The organism is Streptomyces sp. CNP082 (assembly GCF_059570535.1).
In genome coordinates, this window is the sequence record NZ_JCANSZ010000017.1 from 1 (window position 1) to 22,514 (window position 22,514).

The 22,514-nt window shown below is 74.0% G+C and carries 15 protein-coding genes, 1 rRNA gene and 1 riboswitch; of the genes, 9 read left to right on the top strand and 7 right to left on the bottom strand.

The genetic code is table 11. From position 1 onward, the window contains the following. Positions 1 to 111: ribosomal RNA gene (locus B124_RS15965) — 16S ribosomal RNA — on the bottom strand; the annotation flags it as partial. 392 nt (positions 112 to 503) lie between these two features. Then, the gene (locus B124_RS15970) at positions 504 to 1,082 is read right to left on the bottom strand and encodes a MarR family winged helix-turn-helix transcriptional regulator (protein WP_496503504.1); all 579 of its coding nucleotides are present in this window, start codon (positions 1,080 to 1,082) and stop codon (positions 504 to 506) included. A gap of 136 nt (positions 1,083 to 1,218) precedes the next feature. On the opposite strand from B124_RS15970, the gene B124_RS15975 reads away from it, so the two are divergent. Next, positions 1,219 to 2,529, top strand: coding sequence for an MFS transporter (locus tag B124_RS15975; protein ID WP_496503505.1), 1,311 nt, complete (start codon positions 1,219 to 1,221; stop codon positions 2,527 to 2,529). A 119-nt stretch (positions 2,530 to 2,648) separates the two neighbouring features. Here the strand turns inward: B124_RS15975 and B124_RS15980 are convergent, their stop codons facing one another. Beyond that, complete coding sequence (locus tag B124_RS15980) at positions 2,649 to 4,364, bottom strand: ATP-binding SpoIIE family protein phosphatase (RefSeq protein WP_496503506.1); 1,716 nt, start codon at positions 4,362 to 4,364, stop codon at positions 2,649 to 2,651. A 665-nt stretch (positions 4,365 to 5,029) separates the two neighbouring features. On the opposite strand from B124_RS15980, the gene B124_RS15985 reads away from it, so the two are divergent. After that, complete coding sequence (locus tag B124_RS15985; protein ID WP_496503507.1) at positions 5,030 to 5,755, top strand: TetR/AcrR family transcriptional regulator; 726 nt, start codon at positions 5,030 to 5,032, stop codon at positions 5,753 to 5,755. 350 nt (positions 5,756 to 6,105) lie between these two features. Then, positions 6,106 to 7,986, top strand: coding sequence for a sigma-70 family RNA polymerase sigma factor (locus tag B124_RS15990; RefSeq protein WP_496503508.1), 1,881 nt, complete (start codon positions 6,106 to 6,108; stop codon positions 7,984 to 7,986). A gap of 163 nt (positions 7,987 to 8,149) precedes the next feature. On the opposite strand, the gene B124_RS15995 is transcribed toward B124_RS15990, so the two are convergent. Beyond that, positions 8,150 to 9,595 (bottom strand): NsdA family TPR-like regulatory protein, encoded by a 1,446-nt coding sequence (locus B124_RS15995; protein ID WP_496503509.1) that lies wholly within the window; start codon positions 9,593 to 9,595, stop codon positions 8,150 to 8,152. A gap of 764 nt (positions 9,596 to 10,359) precedes the next feature. Here B124_RS15995 and B124_RS16000 point away from each other — a divergent pair. The 6 genes from B124_RS16000 (at position 10,360) to B124_RS16025 (ending at position 17,693) form a co-directional block, all read left to right on the top strand. Continuing rightward, the gene (locus B124_RS16000) at positions 10,360 to 12,462 is read left to right on the top strand and encodes an asparagine synthase-related protein (RefSeq protein ID WP_496503510.1); all 2,103 of its coding nucleotides are present in this window, start codon (positions 10,360 to 10,362) and stop codon (positions 12,460 to 12,462) included. A 139-nt stretch (positions 12,463 to 12,601) separates the two neighbouring features. Beyond that, positions 12,602 to 13,855 carry an L-2-hydroxyglutarate oxidase gene (gene lhgO, locus B124_RS16005; protein ID WP_496503511.1) on the top strand — a complete coding sequence of 418 codons (1,254 nt, stop codon included), beginning with the start codon at positions 12,602 to 12,604 and terminating at the stop codon, positions 13,853 to 13,855. Between the two features lie 98 nt (positions 13,856 to 13,953). Continuing rightward, positions 13,954 to 14,730, top strand: a complete 777-nt coding sequence (gene trmB, locus B124_RS16010; RefSeq protein ID WP_496503512.1) for a tRNA (guanosine(46)-N7)-methyltransferase TrmB — start codon at positions 13,954 to 13,956, stop codon at positions 14,728 to 14,730. A 63-nt stretch (positions 14,731 to 14,793) separates the two neighbouring features. Continuing rightward, positions 14,794 to 16,146: a PrsW family intramembrane metalloprotease gene (locus B124_RS16015; RefSeq protein WP_496503602.1), complete on the top strand. Its 1,353-nt coding sequence runs from the start codon at positions 14,794 to 14,796 to the stop codon at positions 16,144 to 16,146. 139 nt (positions 16,147 to 16,285) lie between these two features. Further along, positions 16,286 to 17,287, top strand: a complete 1,002-nt coding sequence (locus B124_RS16020) for a putative endonuclease domain-containing protein (RefSeq protein WP_496503513.1) — start codon at positions 16,286 to 16,288, stop codon at positions 17,285 to 17,287. 40 nt (positions 17,288 to 17,327) lie between these two features. After that, positions 17,328 to 17,693, top strand: a complete 366-nt coding sequence (locus tag B124_RS16025) for a VOC family protein (protein ID WP_496503514.1) — start codon at positions 17,328 to 17,330, stop codon at positions 17,691 to 17,693. Between the two features lie 264 nt (positions 17,694 to 17,957). Here the strand turns inward: B124_RS16025 and B124_RS16030 are convergent, their stop codons facing one another. The 3 genes from B124_RS16030 to B124_RS16040 all read right to left on the bottom strand — a co-directional run bounded on the left by B124_RS16030 (position 17,958) and on the right by B124_RS16040 (position 22,219). Next, positions 17,958 to 19,088 (bottom strand): M23 family metallopeptidase, encoded by a 1,131-nt coding sequence (locus B124_RS16030; RefSeq protein WP_496503515.1) that lies wholly within the window; start codon positions 19,086 to 19,088, stop codon positions 17,958 to 17,960. 11 nt (positions 19,089 to 19,099) lie between these two features. Next, positions 19,100 to 19,242, bottom strand: a riboswitch (cyclic di-AMP (ydaO/yuaA leader). 350 nt (positions 19,243 to 19,592) lie between these two features. Continuing rightward, positions 19,593 to 20,864: a cytochrome P450 family protein gene (locus tag B124_RS16035; protein WP_496503516.1), complete on the bottom strand. Its 1,272-nt coding sequence runs from the start codon at positions 20,862 to 20,864 to the stop codon at positions 19,593 to 19,595. After that, complete coding sequence (locus B124_RS16040) at positions 20,861 to 22,219, bottom strand: cytochrome P450 family protein (RefSeq protein WP_496503603.1); 1,359 nt, start codon at positions 22,217 to 22,219, stop codon at positions 20,861 to 20,863. Before B124_RS16040 ends, B124_RS16035 begins: the two co-directional genes overlap by 4 nt. Between the last annotated feature and the right edge of the window lie 295 nt (positions 22,220 to 22,514).

Below are 22,514 nucleotides of genomic sequence, written 5' to 3' on the forward strand. Positions count from 1 at the left end.
TACTCACCCGTTCGCCACTAATCCCCGGCCGAAACCGGATCATCGTTCGACTTGCATGTGTTAAGCACGCCGCCAGCGTTCGTCCTGAGCCAGGATCAAACTCTCCGTAAATGCATACAAAAGAATGCAGCACTACAGAACGAGTCTGCCTCGCTACTGCTGTGTCACTACATCAAACACTTGGCATCAATTACTTGGCACACTGTTGAGTTCTCAAAGAACGGACACTACCTTCAAAACCCTCACCGGGCTTCTCCGGGCGTTTCCCTTCGGTGTTCCATAACCGTAGCGGATTGTCCCGGCGGCGCAAAATCCGGCCACCCGCCGAAAAGAACCGGGCATGCCGATTCAACCCCGACGAAAGGGAGTCGATCACACTACGAGTAGATGGGACGAGCCGCCCCTCAGGGACGGCCACCGTCGCACTCCAGAACCGAACCGGCTCCGTGGCAACCCGAAGAACTTTACGGAGCGTTCCGTTTGGTGTCAAGCGCGATCAAGGGCTAGTCCAGGTCGGACAGTCGGCCGCTCGCGTCCGGCTGGGCGTCCTCCACGCGGCGGAGGAGGCGGGTCAGCAGTTCGCCGAGGAGGGTGCGCTCGGTCGGGGTGAGGTCCTGGAGCAGGTCCCCCTCCCAGTCCGTGCCCATGCGCATGCCCGCGAACCACTTGTCCCGGCCGAGCTCGGTGATGCCGACGATGACGCGGACGCGGTTCGTCTCGTCGCGTTCGCGGGTGACCAGGCCGTCGCCGACCATGCGGTCGATGCGGTGGGTCATCGCGGCGGGGGTGAGGCCGAGGCGCTTGGCGAGTTCGCCGGGGCCGAGCTGGTAGGGGGCGCCGGCGAGGACGAGGGCCTTGAGCACCTCCCACTCGGCGCTGCTGATGCCGATGTCGGCGAGGTGGCGGCCGTAGGCGACGGTCATGCGGCGGTTGAGTCGGCTGAGGGCCGAGACGATCTGCTCGACCTGGGGGTCGAGGTCGTGGAACTCCCGCTGGTAGAGGGCGATCTGCTCGTCGAGCGAGCGCAGCTCCTGGGTGGGCGTCCGTTCGGCTTCGGTGGCCGGGACGTCGCTGTCGGACATGACGCGCAGTATTCCACCTATCTCGTTCGCGTCGAAGTTCTCAGTGATGTACTCTTTAGGTCCGAACTTTAGCATCTAAGTCTTCGACCCGGTAGCTCACCGGCTCCGGGTCGCACGTGTGCATGGGTGGTGAGCAGTGACGAGCGAGACCGGCACCGGGGCCCTCCGCCGGATCCAGGTGGGCAACGCGCTGAGTGCCTTCGGCAACGGCTTCACGGTGCCGTACACGTTTCTGTACGTATCGCGGGTGCGGGAGCTGGGTTCGACCACGGCGGGTGTCGCGCTCGCCGGGTTCGCCATGGCCGCGTTGCTCGTGCTGCCCTTCACCGGGCGGGCCATCGACCGGCGCGGGCCGCTGCCCGTGGCGCTCGTCGGTGCGGTTACCGCCGCGACCGGGGCGTTGTCTCTGGGGCTGGCCTCGACGGCGCCGATGGTGCTCGCGTCGACGCTGGTCATGGGCGCCGGGATCGCGGTCATCCAGCCCGCGCTGGCGACGATGATCGTGTGGTGCTCGACGACGGCGACGCGGTCGCGGGCGTTCGCGACGCAGTTCTTCCTGAACAACCTCGGGCTCGGCGTCGGGGGTCTGCTCGGCGGGCTGCTCGTGGACGAGGAGCACGCGGGATCCTTCGTGCGGCTCTTCGCCATCGAATCGGTGATGTTCCTGGTGCTCGGTGCCGTGGTCGCCACGGTGCGGATGCCGGGCGGGGCGCGGGCGGCGGAGCCTGCTTCCGCGGGCGAGGGGGCCCGGGGGCGGTGGCGGGTGCTGCTCGCCGACCGGGCGATGGTGTGGCTCTCTGTGCTGGGCTTCGTGATGTTCTTCGCCTGCTACGGGCAGTTCGAGTCCGGGCTGTCGGCGTTCGCGGTCGAGGTCTCGGGGATATCCCCGTCGACGCTCGGGGTGGCGCTGGCGGCGAACACCGCGGTGATCGTCGTGGCGCAGTTCGCCGTGCTGCGGCTGGTGGAGCGGCGGCGGCGCAGCCGGGTCATCGCCGCGGTCGGGCTCATATGGACGGTCGCCTGGCTGGTGGCCGGGGCCCCGGGGTGGGTTGCCGGCGGGCAGGCGATGGCGACGGCGGCGATCATCTCCACGTACGCGCTCTTCGGGCTCGGCGAGGCGATGCTGTCGCCGACCGTGTCGCCGCTGGTGGCCGATCTGGCGCCGAGTTCACACATCGGGCAGTACAACTCGGTGTTCGCGCTGGTCAAGCAGTTGGCGTTGGCCATCGGGCCGGCGGTCGGCGGGCTGCTTGTCGGGGCCGGGGCGTACGGGGCGTATCTCGCGATGCTCGTCGTGTGCTCGCTGAGCATCACGGTGATGGGGCTGCGGCTGGGCCGGCGGCTGACGCCGGTGCAGGACTGCCCGCGGCTCGCGGGCACCGTGCAGGTGGCGTCTCACAAGCCGGCGGCGGCCGTGGCGGAGCCGGCGCCTGTGCAGGCGGCCTAGCCGGGCGGGCCCACCTGCGCGGGCGGATCTGCCTGCACGGGCGGGCCTGCCTGGCGCGGCTGGCGCGTGGCTGCGTGGGTGGAGCGTGCTGCGCGGGCGGGCGCCTTGCGTACGGAGCTTCAGTGGCCGCGGTCGCCGGGCAGGGCGAACTCGCACCACACCGCCTTGCCGCCGCCCACCGTGCGGCGTGAGCCCCAGGTTGAGGCGATCGTGGCGACGATGGAGATGCCCCGGCCGTTCTCGTCGCCCAGCTTCGCCTGGCGGCGGCGGGGCAGGCGGTCGTCGCCGTCGGTGACCTCGACGATCAGCCTCCGGTCCGTACGCCGCAGCCGCAGCCGCATCGGCGGGGCGCCGTGCTGCAGGGAGTTGGCGACCAGTTCGCTGGCCGCCAGGACTCCCAGCTCGCGCAGCTCCGCCGGGAAGCGCCAGCTCGCCAGGACGCCGTCGGCGAAGGCGCGGGCACGCGGGGCCGCCTCGACGCCTCCGAGGAGGTCCAGCGCCGCGCTGCGGAACAGCTCGGCCTCGCCGTTGTCGCGCAGCGGGTGCTCCAGCACCAGCACGGCCACGTCGTCGTCGTGCTCCGCGGTGACGCCCAGGGAGCGGATGAGGCGGTCGCAGACGACGCCGGGGGCGCCGGTGGCGCCGGCGAACGCGCTCGCGAGCGCGTTGACGCCCTCGTAGATGTCCTGCCCGCGGCGTTCGATGAGGCCGTCGGTGTAGAGGACGGCGGTCGAGCCGGGCGGGAAGGGCAGTTCGGCGGAGCTGTGCATCCAGCCGCCGGTGCCGAGCGGCGGGCCGGTGGGCTCGTCGACGCGGCGTACGGTGCCGTCCGCGTCGCGGATGAGGATCGGCAGGTGGCCGGCGGAGGCGTGCACCAGGCGGCCCTCGTGCGGGTCGTGGACGGCGTACGCGCACGTGGCGATCTGGTTCGGGTCGATCTCCGAGGCGAGGCCGTCGAGGAGTTGCAGCACCTCGTGCGGCGGGAGGTCCAGGCGCGCGTACGCGCGTACCGCGGTGCGCAACTGGCCCATGATGGCGGCGGCGCGGACGCCGCGGCCCATGACGTCGCCGATGACCATCGCCGTACGGCCGGCGCCGAGGGTGATGACGTCGTACCAGTCGCCGCCGACGGCTGCGTCGGTGCCGCCCGGCTGGTACTTGGCCGCGACCCGCAGGTCGTCCGGGTGCTCCAGCTTCTCCGGCAGCAGGCTGCGCTGGAGCGCCACCGCCGCCTCGCGCTGCATGCGCTCGCCGGCGCGCAGCCGCTCGGCCGCCTCCACCTGGTCGGTGACGTCGGCGGCGGAGACGAGGACGCCGCCGCTCTCGCCGACGTCGATGGGGCTGCAAGTGAACGTGTACGAGCGGGTGTCGGGGGCGCGGCGGGCCTTGACGGTGCGCGGAGTGCCGCTGCGCAGCACCTGGTCCATCAGCGGCAGCAGCCCCAGCTCGGCGAGTTCGGGCAGCGCGTCGCGGGCCGGGCGGCCCGGGGAGCGGGCGCCGAAGACGGCGGCGTAGGCGTCGTTGACGTACGCGATGCGGTGGTCGGGGCCGTGGACGACCGCGACGGGTGCGGGCAGCCGGCCGAGGGTGGCGCTGACGGGCAGCTCGATGCCGGGGTCGACGTCGTGTCCTGTGTCGGGTTCCGGGCCCGCGTTGCCGCCGCCCGCCGTACCGCCGGGGTCGGCGTCCGGCTCGACGCCAGGGGGCGGTTCCGCCGCGGCGCGGCGGCTCTGCCGTCCGGGGCGGGCGGAGGGGACGGCACCGCGGATTCCCCGCGCGGCGGCTGTGCGGCGCGGGGATCCGGGGAGCCGGGGGCTCCAGCGCGTGAAGTTCAAGCGTGCCAGTCCCAGGTCCACTCGTTGGTCGTTCGTTTCGCTCCGTGCCGTTTCGTGCCCGTCCATGGTCACATGCCCGCCTCAGTCGCCGTCGGAGCCGTGGCCGGGCCGGGTGGCGGGTGCGCGTTCCACCCCGCGGGCGTGTGGGCCCTGCGGCCCGCGGCGGGGAGATTGCCCGGGTGGTACGCACGGTGCATGAGCCAGGCAGGGTAGCCCTTCAGCCGGTGGCCGTACACAGAGGCGCAGCCGCGTTGCCACGGCCGTCCCGGCGCTGCCGCCACCGACGACGGGCACCCACGTCGGATCCGTCATGGCAACCTCCTGCCTGGGTCCCGCCCCGGGGCCCGGCCTCGCCGCACGCCGCCGGTGGCGGTGCGGGCCCGGGGCGAGGCCGCCGACGGCGGCCTCGGAACACCCATGACGCACCGTGTTCGGACTTTTGTCCACAGGCGGGGAGAGGATTTCCGGTGCCCGAGGTGTCCGACCCGCGGCCCTTCCTTATCCACAGCCCCTTCTCTCTTGACTTCTGCTGAACTATGTTCGTACGAGCCGGAGTGGCCCGACCAGATGCACTCCGGTAAGCAGGGTGGGGAGTCTCCGGGGGGAGACTGTCATAACCGGGGGAAACAGAGATGCAGGTTCAGAGCAGTCGTCTGTCAGCAAACATGACGGGATCGGACACTTCGGGCGAACTGTCGACGAATGGCCGGTCGGCGCTGCGGGTTGATGCGCAGCGCAATCTGGAGCACGTCCTGCGCGCCGCGCGCGAGGTCTTCGGGGAGCTGGGCTACGGCGCCCCGATGGAGGACGTCGCCCGCCGCGCCAGGGTCGGCGTAGGCACGGTGTACCGCCGCTTCCCGAGCAAGGAAGTGCTGGTCAAGCGCATCGCCGAGGCGGAGACCGCGCGGCTGACCGAGCAGGCTCGGGCGGCGTTGCAGCAGGAGGACGAGCCGTGGGCCGCGCTGGCCCGCTTCCTCCGCGCCTCCGTCGACTCCGGCGCCGGGCGGCTGCTGCCGCCGCAGGTGCTCGGGGTGACGGCGAAGGCGCCGGAGGACGAGCCGCGGGTGCCGCAGCAGCGGCCCTCGCCGGAGGGCTCGGAGCCGCAGGTCAGCGGGCACGACGGGGCGGTCACGGGCGCGAGCGGGGACGCGGGTGCGCAGAGCGCGGGCGTCGGCGGTACGGACGCGGCGGCGCTGCTCGGCGTCGTCGGGCAGTTGGTCGCGCGCGCCCGGGACGCGGGGGCGCTGCGCGCGGACGTATCGGTGTCGGACGTGCTGCTGGTGATAGCCACCGCGGCGCCGGCCCTGCCGGACCCGGAGCAGCAGGCGGTCGCGTCCGCGCGGTTGCTGGACATCCTGCTCGACGGGCTGCGACCGCACGCGGAGGGGTGAGCAGGCCGGTCGCCTGACGGGTGTGCCAGGGGGCCTCGGCCGCCCGGCGCAGCATGCCCTGACGGCTTGAGCGGGGTTCCCCTTGACGGGTGGCCTCGTCGGCGGTGGTTCATGTTGACGGGGTCGCCCGTCAGGGTGTCTTTTGGCCGGGAGTCCGGACCCGTGGCCGGCGCGCCGGCCCCTTCGTCAAGCGATTCGGGCGCCTACCCCGAAAGCGTGGCCGCCGGTGCGCTATGCCCGGGAAAACCCTCCAACGGGTGGTTGGCCGTTCAACGCGGACAGCACGCAGGACCCGTTGTGTCACGCTCACCCGGTGATCGGCAGGACGGGCGGCTACGGGGGCTGGCGGCATGGCGGTTGACGATCGGGACGATCGCAGGCGTGCCATGGACGGCGGTGGTTCGGGCGGGTCGTCCGGCGATGCCGGCGAGGCCGTGGGGGCGATTCCGAAGCAGCGTGAGCGGCGGGACGAGGGGGTCACCAGCGCGCTGCCCTCCGACGCCGAACTGGTCGCCCGGATGCGTACCGGCGACGACAGCGCGTACGAGGAGCTGTACCAGCGGCACGCCCCGGCGGTCCGCCGGTACGCGCGCACCTGCTGCCGCGACTCCCACACCGCCGACGACCTCACCGCCGAGGTGTTCGCCCGCACGCTGCAAGCGGTACGCGGCGGCGCCGGGCCCCAGACCGCCGTACGGGCGTATCTGCTGACCACCGTGCGGCGGGCCGCCGCCGCCTGGGCGAAGACCGCCAGGCGCGAGCAACTCGTCGACGACTTCGCCGTCTTCGCCACCCAGGCCGCGGGGCCGGCCTCCGACGACGACACCCTCGACCTCGGCGCCGACGTACGGGCCATGCACGAAGCCGAGCAGTCGATGGCCGTGCAGGCGTTCCGCAGTCTGCCCGAGCGCTGGCAGACCGTGCTGTGGCACACGACGGTGGAGGACGAGTCGCCCAGCCAGGTCGCGCCGCTGCTCGGGCTCAGCGCCAACGCCACCGCCGTGCTCGCGCACCGCGCCCGCGAGGGGCTCAAGCAGGCGTACCTCCAGGCGCACGTCTCCACCGCGCTCACCGTCGGCGGCGACTGCGCCCGGTACGCGGACCGGCTCGGCGCGTACGCCCGCGGGGGGCTGCGGATGCGTGCCGAGCGGGGGCTGCGCAAGCACCTGGACGACTGCGTGCGGTGCCGTATGGCGGCCGTTGAGGTCGCGGACGTCAACTCCCGGCTCAGCGCGGTGCTTCCGATCGCGGTGGTCGGCTGGTTCGCGTCGGCCGCGGCGGGCAAGGGCGCCGGGTTCGCGGGTATCGGCGCGGGCGCGGGGGCGTCGGGTGCCGCAGGGGCGGGGGCCGCGGCGGCGGCGAGCGGCGGGGCCGGGGCGGGTTCGGGTGCGGCCGGTGGTGCCGGGGCGGCTGCGGGTGAGGGCGTCGGGGCGCCGGTCAAGGCCGCTGCCGCGGCGGGTGTGGTCGTAGCGGCGTCGGCTGTGGCGCTGGTGCTCGTGCTGTCCGGCGGCGACGGCGGGAAGGAGCCGGTCGCCAACCCGCCCGCCACCTCGGCCCCGGCGCCGCCTCCGGCGCCTCCGCCGGCGGACAAGCCGGAGCCGGCTCCCCCGCCTCCCGACCCGGAGCCGGCGGAGCCCACGCCGACGCCGAGGCCCACCCCGAGGCCCACTCCGAAGCCGAAGCCGACGCCCACGCCCACGCCGACGCCCACGCCCGAGGCGCCGTCCCCCAGCCCGACCCCCACCCCCACCCCGACTCCGACGCCCACACCGCCGCCGAGCACGCCGCCCCCCACCGAGCCCTACCGCGTCGCCGGACTCGACGCGGACGTCAGGGGCGACGGCACCGAACCGGAGATCGTGATGAACCGCAGCGGCTGGTGGTGGCAACGCGACGAGTTGAGCATCGGCGGCCGGACGTACGACCACGGCGTGACGGTGCACGCGAAGTCGTCGCTGGTGATCGAGCTGAACCGCTCCTGCACGCGGTACCGGGCGGCGGCCGGGATCGACGACATGATGTACCGGCTGGGCGCGGCCAGGTTCAGCGTCTACGGGGACGACTCCCGCCTGTGGCGCTCCGACTGGGTCCGCGCAGGCGAGGAAGCGGTCGCGGTCGACATGCGACTGCCGGCCGGCACGGAGACGATCCGGCTCGAAGCAGAGCCGGAGCACCCGGTGTACACGGCGATGCTGACGGACTGGGCGGACTCGGTCATCGACTGCCGCTGAGCGCCCCGCAACAGCGCCAGGCGCGTACGGCCATTGCCAGGCGCTCAACCCGCACGCACGACCCGCTGCCCGGCGCGTACGAGCTGCGGAGCCGACTCGTACACCGCCCAACCGCCCGTGCGTCCGTGCGTCCGTGCGTCCGGCACAGCCCGGCCGGCGAGGTCTACGCCGGCGCGACCAGCAGCGGACGCGCCCGCTCGCGCAACTCCGCGACCATCGGCTCGTCCCCGTACGGCTCCAGCCGCGCCAGCAGGTCCTTCACGTACTCCGTCGTCCGCGCCGACGAGATCCGCCCCGCGACCTCCACCGCCCGCGTGCCCTGCGCGCACGCCGCGTCCAGGTTGCCCGACTCCAGCTCCGCGACCGCCGCCACGATCAGCCGCAGCCCGTGCGAGCGTACGAACGCCTCCGTCGGCCGCGCCAGCGCCTGCTCCGTGAACCGCCGCACCTGCCGCGGCACCCGCAGGTCGCGGTAGCACTCGGCGGCGTCGGCGGCCAGCCGGTCGTAGGCGTAGAAGTCGAGCCAGGCCGGGTCGGGATCGCCCTCGCGGGCCCGCTCCAGCCAGCTCTCCGCCGCCGCCAGGGCCGTGCCGCAGGACGCCTCGTCCTGTGCGCGGGCGTGCGCCCGCGCCTCGACGAGGTGGAAGAAGCTCATCGCACGCGCCGTCGCCAACCCCCTGTTGCGCTCGATCGCGGCCTGGGCGAGGTCCACGCCCTCGTCGGCGAAGCCGCGGTACGTCGCCTGGAGCGACATCGACGCCAGCACATACCCCCCGAGCGGCACGTCCGCCGCCGCCCGCGCCAGCCGCAGCGCCTGGATGTAGTACCGCTGCGCCGCCTCCTGCTGGCCCGTGTCGAAGGCCATCCACCCGGCGAGCCGGGTCAGTTCCGCGGTCGCGCCGAAGAGGGAGCGCCCGACCTCGTCCGTGTACGCGCCGAGCAGCAGCGGCGTCGCGTCCACGCGCAGGCACTCCGGCACCATCGACGCGCGCCAGTCGCCGCCCCCGTACTTGGAGTCCCAGCGCCGCGCCTCCTCCGCCGCGTCGCGCAGCTTGGCGACGTCACTGTGGCCCACGCGCCGCGGCCCGGGGCCGTCGGCGGCGGGCGCGTGGTGCGGGTCGGCGCCGTCGAGGCCGCGGGCGACCGAGCCGTCGGCCGGGGTGATCAGCCAGCGGGAGGCGGGCGTCGCGTACGCGCTGACGGCGAAGGACCCGGCGAGGCTCTGCCAGATGCCGCCGCTGCCGGCGCGCCGGCCGGCGAGGTCGAGCCGGTACAGCTCGGTGGCCGAGCGCACCGCCTCGCCGACGTCGCGCGGGAAGGCGAGGCCGACTTCGGGCGCCGGGTCGGTGTCGGCGAGCCCTATCTCGTGCAGCGGCACGGGGCGGCCGAGCTTGCCGGCGATGGCGGTGGCGATGAGGTGGGGCGCGGCGCCCTGCGGCACCATCCCCTTCGTCACCCAGCGGGCGACGGACGTCTTGTCGTACCGAAGCGTCATGCCGCGCTGCGCGCCGAGGTCATTGACCCGGCGGGCGAGTCCGGCGTTGCTGATCCCGGCGAGCGCGAGCATGTGGCCCAGCTTCTCGTTCGGCCCGCGTGGCGTCCTGGACATGCACACCCCTCGACCACCGACGGCTCCCGTCCGGCAGGTGGGGTTCCGGCCGGGTCGCATATGCACCCAGCGTAGTTCGCCGGATCCCGACCGTTAAGAGGAATGTTCCCGGATGGCGGGATTACAGCGCGCGTGCTCCGGGGTCGTGTGGCGGTGCGCCGTACGTGCGCTCTGCACCCAACGGACCGCGCACGCTTGGCTGGTTGTCCGTGGGTCGGCTCGCCGTGCCTGGGAAACCGGCGGGCCTGGGGAACTCCGCCGTCATTCATCCCCGCGGGCGGCGGCCCACGGTCCGGGGAGCGCGGGACGCTTCCCGGACCGCACAAGCCCGTGTGACGGGCTCGTTGACCGGTATTGCGCCGTGTACAGAATGGCTGAATGACGCCCCTCGCGACGGGTGCAGATCGGGCGTACGGGACGGCTGTGACGGGGTCCGGGCGCCGCCCGGGCGCGTGCGCCGGGTTCCGGACGGTGCGTGGGGGCCGGTCCGTAAAGGCAGTTGATCCTCTTCCACGGCCGGGGCGCGCTGCTCCCGCGGCCGGCCGCACGGTGGTCCGCGTGGTGATCCGCGGGGGCGCTTCCGGCCGTGCCGGACAGACTCCCGCACGACCGCATCCACTCACATGCGCCCCTCTCGTGGCAGCATTGGTCCTGACGATGCGGCAGTACGCCCTGTGCGTGGCGAAGTTGACGCTGATCGACCGGCTCGCCTGGCTCGCTTGGCATATGCCGATACGTCCCCAGTTGCCCACGAGGAGGCGCGCATGCGGTGGTTGGTGGGATGGAGCAGTTCCGCCGCCGCGCCCTCGTTCCTCGACGGCGCACAGTCCGCCGACGACTACGACCTGCACCCCGTCGGCGCCCAACTCGTCTGGGGCGGCCCCGATCCGCTGTGGGCCGTCGGCGACTGGCGGCCGGACGAGATCCGCGTCGTGGACGTCGCGCCGCTGATCCGGCTGGCGGTCTTCGGCACCTGCGGCGCCAGCGACGACCAGTTGCGCGTGGGCCTGCTGTCCGCCCGCGGCGGCGCCGTACGGCACCTGAGCGCCTGGCCCGGCGGGTACACGGCCGTCGCGCAGGTCGGCCGCCGCACCACCGTGCTCGGCGACCTCGCCGGCGCCCGCCCCGTCTTCCACGCCGCCTGGGACGGCAGCACGGCGTACGCGACCGCCGCGCTGCCGCTCGCCGACCTGATCGAAGCCGAACTGGACGTCTCCCACCTCGCCGCCCAACTCGCCTGCCCCGACGTGCCGGAGGCGCTGGGCGACGGCACGCCGTACGCCGGCGTGCACCGCGTGCCCCCCGGGCACGCGCTCATCCTCCGCGAGGGCGCAAAGGAGATCACCGGCTACGAGCCGCGCGCCTCCCTCGCCGTCGCCGCCCCGTCGCTGGACACCGAACCGGCGGTGGAGGGCGTACGCGACGCGCTGGTGGAGTCCGTACGCGCCCGGCTGGCCGCCCCGCGCCACGCGCCCGAGCCCGGCTACGGCGGCCTCGACCCCGGCCCCGTACCCGGCATGGGCCCGGCCGACCGGCGCGCCTCTCGGGGGCCCGCGCCCGGCATCGGCGCCGACCTGTCCGGAGGCATCGCCTCCGGCACCCTCGCGCTGCTGGCTGCCGGGCTGCCGGGAGCCCCCGGTACGCCGCCGGGTCTTGGGCCCGGGCAGGGCGAGCGGCTGGTCGCCGTGACGTTCAACGACCTGACGGCGCGGGCCGACGAAGAGGAGCTGGAGCGGGCCCGCACCATCGCCGCCAACCCGCGGCTGCACCACGTGGTGGTGGCCGCGGGCGAGACGGCGCTGCCGTACGCGGACCTGGAGAGCATGCCGCTGACGGACGAGCCGGGGCCCTCGCTGGTCGCCGCCGCCCGGCACCGGCGCCGGCTGACCGCGGGCAGCGCCGACCACCTCGTCGGCGTCGGCGCCCGCGAGGTCCTCGACGCGCACCCGGCCCGGCTCGCGGACCTGCTCCTGGACCGCCGGCGGCGCTCGGTGCTGCGGCCCGTCACCGCGCTGGGGCGCGCGGAGGGGTCGGTGCTGGCGCCGCTGACCGTCTACCGCGCGGCCCGCCGGCTGGCCCGTACGCCGTACTGGGAAGGCATCGCCGAGGGCGCCGAGGCGCTGCTGGACGACCCGGCGGGCGTGCTGGGCGCGGCGCCGGGGCGCGGCCGGGGCGCGGTCGACGCGTCACTCGCCGCGCTGAGCTGGTGCCGGCCGGGTCCTGCGGCGCGGTGGCTGACGGGCGAGGCGCTGGCCGAGGTGTCGGTGCGGCTGCGGGGCTCCGCCGGCACGGCGAACGGCGACGGCACCGGCCGCCCCGGCGAGCGCCGCGCCGCCGCGGCGCTGGCGCAACTGGGCGCCGACTACCGCGTCTTCGAGCAGGCCGCGGAGGTCAGGTTCCAGCGGCTGCACGCTCCCTTCCTCGACAACCAGGTCGTACGGGCCTGCCGCGCCCTGCCCGAGGCGCTGCGCGTCCAGCCGGGCGCGCGGGCGGCGGTGCTCGGCGCCGTGCTCGACGGCGCGGGCATCCGCGGCCTGCCGCCGGGCTGGGGCGCGACCACCGGCCCCGCGGCAGCCGCGGCGTCGGCGGAGCGCATCGGCCTGCGCCGCGCCTCGACGGAGCTGGCCGACCTCTTCCACCGCCCGCTGCTGGCGGACGCGGGGCTGGTGGAGGGCCGGGTCGTACGCAAGGCGCTGCGCGCGGCGGCGGCCGGCGAGCCGCTGCCGCTGGGCGGCCTTGCGGAGCTGGTCTCGACGGAGCTGTGGCTGCAGCGGCTGCTGCTGCGGCGCGGGTCGTGCTGGACGGGCGACGCGGCGCCGCGCCAGCGCGCGGTGGCGGGCGGGGTGCCGCCGCGGCTGCCGCTGTAGTGCCGGGGCCCCGGCGCGGCGTCTGGGGGGCTTGGCGGACTTGGCGGCGGGCTTGGCGCGCTTGGCAGCCGGCTTGGCGGACTTGGCGGACGCCCGCCTGCCCGGGGGATGATGGGGCGGGACCCCTGCCGGAGGTGACATGGCCGACGACTGCGACGTGCTCGTGATCGGAGCCGGCATCGTCGGCCTCTCCACGGCGTACGCGCTCACCCGTGCCGCCCCCGGCATCCGCGTCCTCGTCCTGGAGAAGGAGCCCGGCCCCGCGCAGCACCAGACCGGACGCAACAGCGGCGTGATCCACAGCGGGCTGTACTACCGGCCGGGCTCGCTCAAGGCGCGCTACGCGGTGCAGGGCGCCGCCGAGATGACCCGGTTCTGCGCCGCGCACGGCCTGCCGCACGCGGTCACCGGCAAGATCGTCGTCGCCACGGACCGGGACGAGCTGCCGCGCCTGCACGCCCTCGCGCAGCGCGGGCGCGAGAACGGCATCCCGGTGCGGGAGCTGGGGCCGGCGCAGCTCAGCGCGTACGAGCCGCACGTGCGCGGGCTGGCGGGGCTGCACGTGGCGACGACGGGGGTGTGCGACTTCCGGGCGGTGGCGCGGACGCTGGCGGAGCTGGCGCGGGACGCGGGGGCCGAGGTGCGGTACGGGGCGGAGGTACGGGTGATCGCGAGGCGCCCGGACCCGGGCCCTGCCACCGCCCGTACCGCTGGCACCACCGGCACCACCCGCCCCGGTGTCGCCGTCCGCACCGCCGCCGGCGACATCGTCCGCGCCCGCGCCCTCGTCAACTGCGCCGGCCTGCACTCCGACCGCATCGCCCGCCTCGCCGGCGACCGCCCCGGGCTGCGCATCGTCCCGTTCCGCGGCGAGTACTACGAGCTGGCCCCGCGCGCCGCCGACCTCGTCCGCGGCCTCGTCTACCCCGTTCCCGACCCCGCGTTCCCGTTCCTCGGCGTCCACCTCACCCGCGGCATCGACGGCACCGTCCACCTCGGCCCCAACGCCGTCCCCGCCCTGGCCCGGGAGGGCTACACCTGGACGAGCCTCAGCCCCCGCGACGCCGCGGCCACGTTCGCGTACCCCGGCAGTTGGCGCATAGCCCGCCGCCACTGGCGCTACGGCGCCGGGGAACTGCGCCGCTCCCTCTCCCGCAGGGCCTTCACGCAGGCCGTACGGCGCCTGCTGCCGGCGGTCGAGGAGGAGGACATGCGCCCGGCGCAGGCGGGGGTGCGGGCGCAGGCGGTGCTGCCGGACGGGACGCTGGTGGACGACTTCCGCTTCGCGGCGGGGCCGCGCACGGTCCACGTACTGAACGCGCCGTCCCCGGCGGCCACCGCGTCCCTGCCGATCGGCAGGGAGATCGCCCGCAGGACGCTCGCCCTTCTGTGACTCGCTCCTCTGAGACTGACCCTTCTGTGGCTGACCTTCTGTGACCAGCGAGGGACCCCCGGAGACCGGCTCGGGCGCCTCCGTAAAATGGAAGCACTGTGTCCGACCACCCCGATCAGCACGATCGTCCCCAGCCCAGGTTCCCCGACGGCCCCGCCCCGGCGCCCGCAGGGCCGCACAACGAGCGCCGGATCCGCTCCTTCGTGCCGCGCCGCAGCCGCGTGACCCTCGCGCAGGGCGAAGCCCTGAAGCGGCTCTGGCCGAAGTGGGGCTTCGACATCGACGGCGCCTCCGTCCTCGATCTCGACGACCTCTTCGCCGGTCTCCCGGTCGTCCTCGAAATCGGCTTCGGCATGGGTGAGGCGACCGCCGAGATGGCCGCCGCGGACCCCGCCACCGGCATCCTCGCCGTCGATGTCCACACCCCCGGCCAGGGCAACCTGCTGCGGCACATCGAGCGGCGCGGCCTGACGAACGTACGCATCGGCAACGGCGACGCCGTCATCCTGCTCCGCGAGATGCTGCCCCCGGCCGCGCTCGCGGGGATACGGATCTACTTCCCGGACCCGTGGCCCAAGAAGCGGCACCACAAGCGCCGGCTCATCCAGCCGGAGTTCCTGGCGCGGGCCGCCTCGCGGATGGCGCCGGGTGCGGTGCTGCACCTGGCGACGGACTGGGAGCCGTACGCGGAGTGGATGCTGGAGACGCTGGAGGCGTCTCCGTACTTCGAGAACGTCCATCCCGGCGGCTACGCGCCGCGGCCGGCCTTCCGCCCGCGCACGCGCTTCGAGGGGCAGGGGCTCGGAAAGGGGCACATCGTGAACGATCTCCTTTTCCGCCGTATCGACGAGATCGACGAGATCGACGAGATATAGGCCGTCGCGCGTGACGGCGGCACTGGCTAGGGTCGAGGGGTGCAGGACCAAGGCGCTCAGCTCATGACCCGGCCGCGGGAGCCCGAGGGGTTCGGGCCGTGCCCGGTGTTCACGGACGCGCGCCAGAAACCGGTGGAGCCCGCCGCGGACCCGCCTGCCCGCCGGCGGTTCTGGCGCAGGCGGGGCGTGCGCATCGGCGCGGTGGCGACCGTGCTGGCGCTGGCGGGGCTGGCGATCCTGGGGCTGGTGTGGTCGGAGACCGGCACGCGCGGGATGCTCGTGGGCAGCGGTCTTGCGCTGCTGCCGGTGCCGCTGCTGGGCGCGGGCTTCCTGTGGCTGGACCGGGCGGCACCCGGCCCGTGGCGCTACCGCCTCTTCGCCTTCGCCTGGGGTGCCTTCGCCGCGACGCTCGTCGCGATGCTGGCGAACACCTTCGCCGCCCGCTGGATAGCCACGGGCCTGCCCACGGCGTCGTCGCGCGAGGCGGACCTGTGGGGCATGGCGGTCGTGGCGCCGGTGGTGGAGGAGACGGCGAAGGCGGCGGCGATACTGCTGCTGTTCCTCTTCCGCAAGCACTACTTCCACGGCCTGGTCGACGGCCTGGTGCTGGCGGGGCTCGTCGGCACGGGCTTCGCGTTCACCGAGAACATCCTGTACCTGGGCCGGGCGTACACGGAGAACGAGACCTTCGGCGACGCCGGCCCCGTGGCCACGGTGACCGTGACGTTCCTGGCCCGCGTCGTCTTCTCCCCGTTCGCGCACCCGCTGTTCACGGCGATGGCCGGCCTGGGCTTCGGCCTGGCGGCGATGACGCTCGCCCGTCAGCGAATACGCCGCGTGCTCTTCCCGGTGGCCGGCCTGCTGCTGGCGATCTCACTGCACTCGCTGTGGAACGGCTCGGCGGTGATGAACGGCTTCGTCTTCCTCGGCGCGTACGCCTTCGTCATGGCGCCGGTGTTCGGGCTGCTGGTGTGGCTGGCGGTCTGGTCACGCGGCGGCAAGCTCCGCACGATACGGGACCAGCTCCCCGCCTACGCCCACGCCGGCTGGCTGGTCCCCGCGGAACCGGTGGCCCTCTCCTCCCTGCGCACCCGCAAGCTCGCCCGCACCCTGGCCGGCCAGGCACACGGCGACGACGCCCGCCGTGCGGTCGCCGACTACGAACGCTCGGCGACCGCCCTGGCCCTGCTGCGCGCCCAGGCCGCCCGAGGCCGCCCGGCGCCGGACTTCGCGGAACGCGAGCAGGCGCTGCTCGCCGGCATGTGGTCGCACAAGGCCCTGGCCCAGCCCGCCCTCACCAGGGCCGCCTACACCACCGCCCCGCCCCACCACCTCTACCCCAGGCCCGCACCCCTCCCCCACCCCTGGCCCCCGCCTCCCGGCGGCCCTGTCCCCGCGCTTTTCCCGCGCGGCTGACCGAGTCCCGAACGGAACAGCGCGTGGAGGACGCGGCCTCCGGGGTGCTGTGACCGTCTCTGACCTGTGGGAGGACCGCGAGAGCGGGACTTATCCACAGGCGGAAGCGGAATTTGGAAATCCGCGAGAGCATGGCGGCATGACGGGGGAACCGAGGCCGCTGGACGAGTTGGCGGCGATGAATGGCGGCGTGTTGGTGTGTGCCGAGGCTCTGGCGGCGGGGTGGTCGTCCGGGGTGCTCGTGCGGAGGCTGCGGAGGGAGGGGTGGCGGAAGGTCAGGGCCGGGGTATGGGTGGAGCCCGGGCGGGCCGGTGATCTGCGGCTGCGGTTACGGGCGGCGCAGGCCGGCCGGCCCGGGCTGGTGGTGAGTCACAGTGCGGCTGCCCTGTTGTTCGGGATCGAAGTGCTGGCCGTGCGGCCCGAGTTCACCCATGTGCGGGCGCGGGGGCAGGCTCCCGACGGGTGCGTGCTGCACCGGACCGCGGTGAGCGAGGCGGAGATCGTCACCGTGGCGGGGCTGCGGGTGACCAGCGCCGTGCGGACTCTGGTGGACCTGCTGCGCACGGCGGAGCGGGACGCGGCGCTCGTGGCCGTGGAGTCGGCGCTGTCCCAGCGGCCGTTGGCACTCGGGGGCGAGGGGCCGCGGCGGTGGCGGGAGCAGGTGACCGATCTGCACGCGGTCTCCGAAGCCGTCGCCGGTGCCGGGCAGCGGCGGGGCGTGGTCGAGGCGCGGCGGCGGCTGGCGCTCGTCGATCCGCGCTCCGGGTCGCCCGCGGAGACAGTGGCGCGGCTGCGGATGCATGACGCCGGGTTACGGCCGCTGAGCCAAGTGCCCTTCACCGCGCCCAACGGCCGGCGGATACGGGTGGATTTCTTCTTCCCGGCGGTGGGGCTCGTCGTGGAGATCGAGGGGTACGCCTTCCACGGCGGCCGGGCCGCTCATCTGGCGGACGTCGAGCGCTTCAACGACCTGGGGCGCTGTCCCGAGGTCCGGCGCATACTGCGGTTCACCGCGGCCGACGTCTTCGAGCGGCCCCAGCGGATCATCCACACGATCCGCGCCACCCTGGGTGAACTCGCCGCCGGGGACTCCCGTGGCGCTGCTGTTGCGGGTGCGGCTGCCGGCACGGCTGCTGCGTGAGCCTCCGGGGATGTCCGCGGCGCGTGGCAGGGTGGCCGCCATGGACGCCTACGTCAGAAACATCGTGCTCGACTGTGCCGACGCCCGCGAGCTTGCCGACTTCTACACCCGGTTGCTCGGCATGCGCATCCTTCGTGACGACTGGATGGTGATCGCCAAGGACGAAGACAGCTTTCCACGGCTGGCGTTCGAGGAAGTGGCCGGCTATCGGCCGCCGCTCTGGCCCGACCTCGACCGCACGTATCCCCAGCAGATGCACATCTGCTTCGGCGTCGAGGACTCGGCTGCCGCGGGCGAGCTGGCGCTGCGGCTCGGGGCCACGCGGCTTTCCGAAGCGGGCGGCAGTTGCCCGGTGTTCGCCGATCCGGCGGGGCATCCGTTCTGTCTCTGCGGGCCCGGGGAGTAGGTCCCGGGCCCGCAGCTCTCGGGAAGGCAGCTCTTGGGAAGGCAGCTCCGAGGAAGGCAGCTCCCGGGGAAGTGCCGACGGCCCTGGTGTCGGGGGGTCGGCCACCAGGGCCGCCGGCGGTCTCGTTGCGCACTCGGACGCCACGGGGGAAGGTGCGTCCGGGCACGCCGGAGACGTGGGAAAGGGGTGTATGGGGGCGTGCGGTCCGTGGGGCGGGGGCGTGTCCCGGCCGCGGGGCCGGGGCTGCTGGGCCCGCCGCGTCGGTCAGACCGGGGCGCCGTTGTTGCGCAGCCAGGCGAGGGGGTCCACTGCGTCCCCACCGCCGGGTCGTACCTCCAGGTGCAGGTGCGGGCCGGTGACGTTGCCCGTGGCGCCTACGCGCCCGATGACGTCGCCGGTCGTGACCTCGCCGGAAGACTGGATGATGGAGGACAGATGGCAGTACCAGATCTCGGTGCCGTCCTCGAGGGTGAGGACGATGCGGTAGCCGTACGAGCCGGCCCAGCCGGCCTCGGTGATCGTGCCGCCGTGCACGGCCTTGACCGGGGTGCCGGTGGAGGCGGCGAAGTCCTGGCCGGTGTGGCCCGCGGCCCACATGTCGCCGGCCTCGCCGAAGGTCGAGGTGAGCGTGTAGTTGGCGAGCGGGGCGACATAGCTGGCGGCGAGCCTGGCGAGGCGCTCCTCCTCCGCCTTGCGGCGGGCCTCCTCCTCCGCTTTGCGGCGGCGCTCCTCCTCCAGGCGGCGCTGGCGCTCCTCTTCCTCCGCCTTCGCCTCGGCGGCCTCCTCGGCCGCCTGCTCGGCGGCCTCGGCCTCGGCGGCGGCGCGGGCCGAGGCGTCGGCCTCCGCCTGCTGCTGCTCGGCCTGCTCCAGGATGCGCGCGCGCAGGGCCTCACCGGAGTCGGCGGTCGGGGTGGCGGCTTCGGAGCCGGCGTCGCTTGCGTAGCTGACCTGGGTGAGCGGGGCCGTGGTGACGACGGTGACGTCGGTGGCGGGCTCTTCCTGGTCCGGTATCAGCTCGCCGACGCCCGGCAGGCTCTCCGCGTCGGGGAGCTGGGCGCTTATCCCGCTCGCGACGGCGTCGACCTGGTCGGGCATCGATATCGCGACCGGCGGCTTCTCCTGCGCCGTCGCCACGCTGCCCGCGCCGACGGCGGCGAAGACGCCGACGCCGAGTACGGCACCGCTGCGTGCCATGCTGCCGCCGCGCTGCCTGGCGAGGCGGCGGCGACCGCGAGAGGGAAGGTCGTCTTCGGGGAAGACTTCGTCGATCGGCTCTTCGGCGGCGTAGCCGGTGGGCGCATACCCCTCGGGGGCCGGGCCGCCGGACGCATAACCGTCGTAGCCGTAATCGTCATAGCCGTGGCCGTAGCCAGGCTCAGACCTGTAGGACGCCACGAAGGCGTACTCCTTTCCTTCCTTCTCGCCTACCGGGTTAGCTGACGGGTTCGGAGCAGGAAGGTCTCCTACGGGCCGTCTCCTGGCGGAGGTTGGCCCGATTCACCCCAAGGTGGTGGTTCCCCGGTTCCCTAGGTGTTGCCGTTGCTGCAGTTGTTTCACGTTCGGGATTCGGCGACGGCGCACGGTGCCGCCTCTTGCGGCGGCAGTGACGACCGCGCTGCGTTACCGAACGCTAGCGGACGACGGCGTTCGATTCCAAGTCGTTCCGGTTATTCAGTTGCGCTTTACCGCGGATGATCCGGGCATGAGACCGCAGAAACGGACAAGTTGACGCGCTGGTCGCGCGCCGTGCGGTCCGGTCGTTAGCTGATCGTGCATCAGTTGTTATGCGGAGGGGCGCTGTTCCATTACGGAGCGTGTACGTGAGACGGGGCCCGGCGGCGGCCCTCAGCGCGTTCCCCGCCCCGGGCAGGACGGCTGTCAGGCGAGTCAGGCAAGCTGTCAGGCGAGCCGTACCGGGAAGGACTCCAGGTCGTTCTGCGTCAGCACCGGCAGGTTGCGGATCTCCGCCGGCGGCACCGCCGCCCGCAGCCCCGGGAAGCGGGCGAAGAGCGCCGGCAGCGCCACCGCCGCCTCCAGCCGCGACAGCGCCGCGCCGGGGCAGATGTGCGGCCCGTGCCCGAAGGTCATGTGCCGGATCGGGGTCGGCCGCGCCACGTCGAAGGCGTCCACGTCCGCCCCGTGGTGCCCGGCGTCGCGCCCGATCGCGCGGTACGAGATGACGACGCCCTCGCCCTTCTCGATCACCGTGCCGGCGATCTCGATGTCCTCCGTCGCGAACCGCATCAGCAGGTGGGTCACGGGCGGGTCGTAGCGCAGCGCCTCCTCGATCGCCGTCTCCCACGTCACCGTGCCGTCCCGGACCATGGCTAGCTGCCCGGGGTGGGTCAGCAGCCCGCGCACGGTGGTGAGCAGGAGCGTGATCGTGGTCTCGTGCCCGGCCGCGATCATCGACTTCAGATTGCCGACGACCTCTTCCTCGGTCAGCGGCTCGCCGCCCTCGTCGGCGAGGATCAGCGCGCTCGTGAGGTCGTCGGCGGGGGCCGCGGTCTTCTGCCGCACCATGTCCGTGAACACCCGGTCCAGCTCCGCGATGACCGCCAGCCGCTCGTCCTGCGGCGTGAGCATGGAGAAGAAGGCCCTCCACAGCCGCATCTGCCGCGGAATCTCCGACTCCGCCACCCCCATGAGCGCGCACACCACCCGCATCGGCAGCGGCTGCGCGAAGACCTCCTTGAGGTCGACCACCCCGTCGCCTTCGGCTGCCGCGGCCTCCAGGGCGTCCAGCAGTTCGGCCGTCACCCGCTCGACCACCGGGCGCAGCGCGTCGAGCCGCCGCGGCGTGATGGCCTGCGCCGTCTTGGCGCGCAGCCGCCGGTGCTCGGCGCCGTCGACCGTGAACATCGAGCGGCCCGGGTTGACCATCCCGATCAGCGGCCACTCGGCCGTGACCTCGCCCGTCCGCCACAGCCGCCAGGCGCCGATGTCCTTGACCAGCCGGTTGTCGGTGAGCAGTTGCCGCGCCTCCGCGTGCCGCGTGACGGTCCACGCGGGCACGCCCAGCAACTCGATCCGGGTGAGCGGCGCGGCGGCGCACAGGTGCGCGGTCTCGCCCGCGAGGTCGCGTACGAGAGGGTCGATGGCCAGCGGCTCGGGCAGGGCCCCCGGGCCGGTCGGGGTGGCGGCGGCTTCGGCGGCGTGCGGGCAGTTCACGGATGACCTCCTGCAGCGCGTACGGGAGTGAAGGTGACCGGCAGAGCGGTCATTCCGCGCAGGAACGCGGACGGCCGCCGCACCAGCGTCCGGGCGGGCACGGACAGGTCCAGGTCGGGCAGCCGGTCGAGAAGCACCTCAAGGCCCGTCCGGGCGATGATCTCAGCGATCTCCTGGGCCGGGAAGGGGCAGCGGAAGTCCCCGTAGCTGAAGGCGAAGTGGGCGCTGTTGCCCGCCTGCGCGGGTACGCCCATGCCCCCGTAGCCGCCGCCGTAGCCGCCGGAGGCGCCCCCGTGTCCGCCGCCCAGCGCCTGCTGGATCTCCGGGTCGTCGTTGGCGGCGGCGAGGCCGAGGAGCAGCAGGTCGCCCGCGCCGACGTGGCGCCCGCCGAGCCGGGTGTCGCGGGCGGCCCAGCGGCCGACGAGTATCTGCGTCGGGGTGTCCTCCCACAGCACCTCGTTCATCGCCTCGCCGACGCTGTGCCGCCCGCCGCCGAGGGCGGCGGCGAAGCGGTCGTCGGTGAGCATGAGCCGGATGGAGTTGCCGATCCAGTCGGCGGTGGGCAGGAAGCCGGCGGCGGTGGTGTCCTTGAGGTCGAGCATGACCTCTTCGTCGGTGAAGTGCATGGGGTCGGCGAGCATCCGCGAGGCGACGTCCTGGCCCGGCGTGAGCCGCTTCGCGGCCACCAGCCGCGTCATGTGCCAGACGAACGTCTCGTACGCCTTGAGCGCCCCGGGCCCGCCGTCCGCCAGCTCGTTGAGCACCGCCGCGAGCTGCCGTCCCTCGGCGTCGGGGAAGCCGATGAGCCGGGCGAGGACGAGCACGGGCAGGGGGACCGCGTAGTCGCCGACGAGTTCGGCGCTGCCGCGGGAGCAGAAGGAGTCGATGAGCATGTCGGCGAGCTGCTCGCAGTGCCGGCGCAGGTCGAACGGGTCGACGCTCTCCAGCGCGGCGCTGACCATGACGGCGTGCCGGCGGTGGTCGGCGGCGGAGGCGGTGAAGTGGACCGACGGCATCACCTGGCCGACCATCGGCAGCAGCGGCCAGTCGGGCGGGATCTTCTCCCACTGGTTCCACAGGCCGCGATCGCGCGGGAAGAGGTCGGGGTCGGACGTGACCTGGTGCAGCTCGCGGTAGCCGATGACGAGCCAGGCGGGGACGTCACCGGGCAGCTCGACGGGGACGACGGGGCCGTGGTCGCGGCGCATCTCGCGGTAGAGGTCGCGCGGGTCGGTGTGGAAGCGGGGGCCGCTGAGGGGTACGGGGCCGGTGGCGGCACCGGCGTGCGCGGGGCAGCCGGCGGGGGGCTCGTGGCCCGCGGCGGACGCCGGGGTGCCGGCGGGCTCGGCGGACACCGGGGTGCCGGCACGAGCCGGGGCGTCGGCGGGCTCGGAGTCGTCCGCGGACTCGGAGCCGTCCCCGCGCTCAGGGGCGTTCGCGGGCTCGGAGTCGGCGGGCTCCGGACGGAACCAGTCCTCCGGCAGGACGCTCCGCCCGGCCGCCACGCCGGCCGGCTCACCCGGCCCGTCCGCCGGCGCACCGGGCGCGGCGGACGGCTCGTCCGGCGCGGTCAACGGCTCACCCGGCTCATCTGCCGCGCCCGGCACGCCCGTACGCGGTTCCAGCGGACTGCCGCTCCCCTCGCGTGCG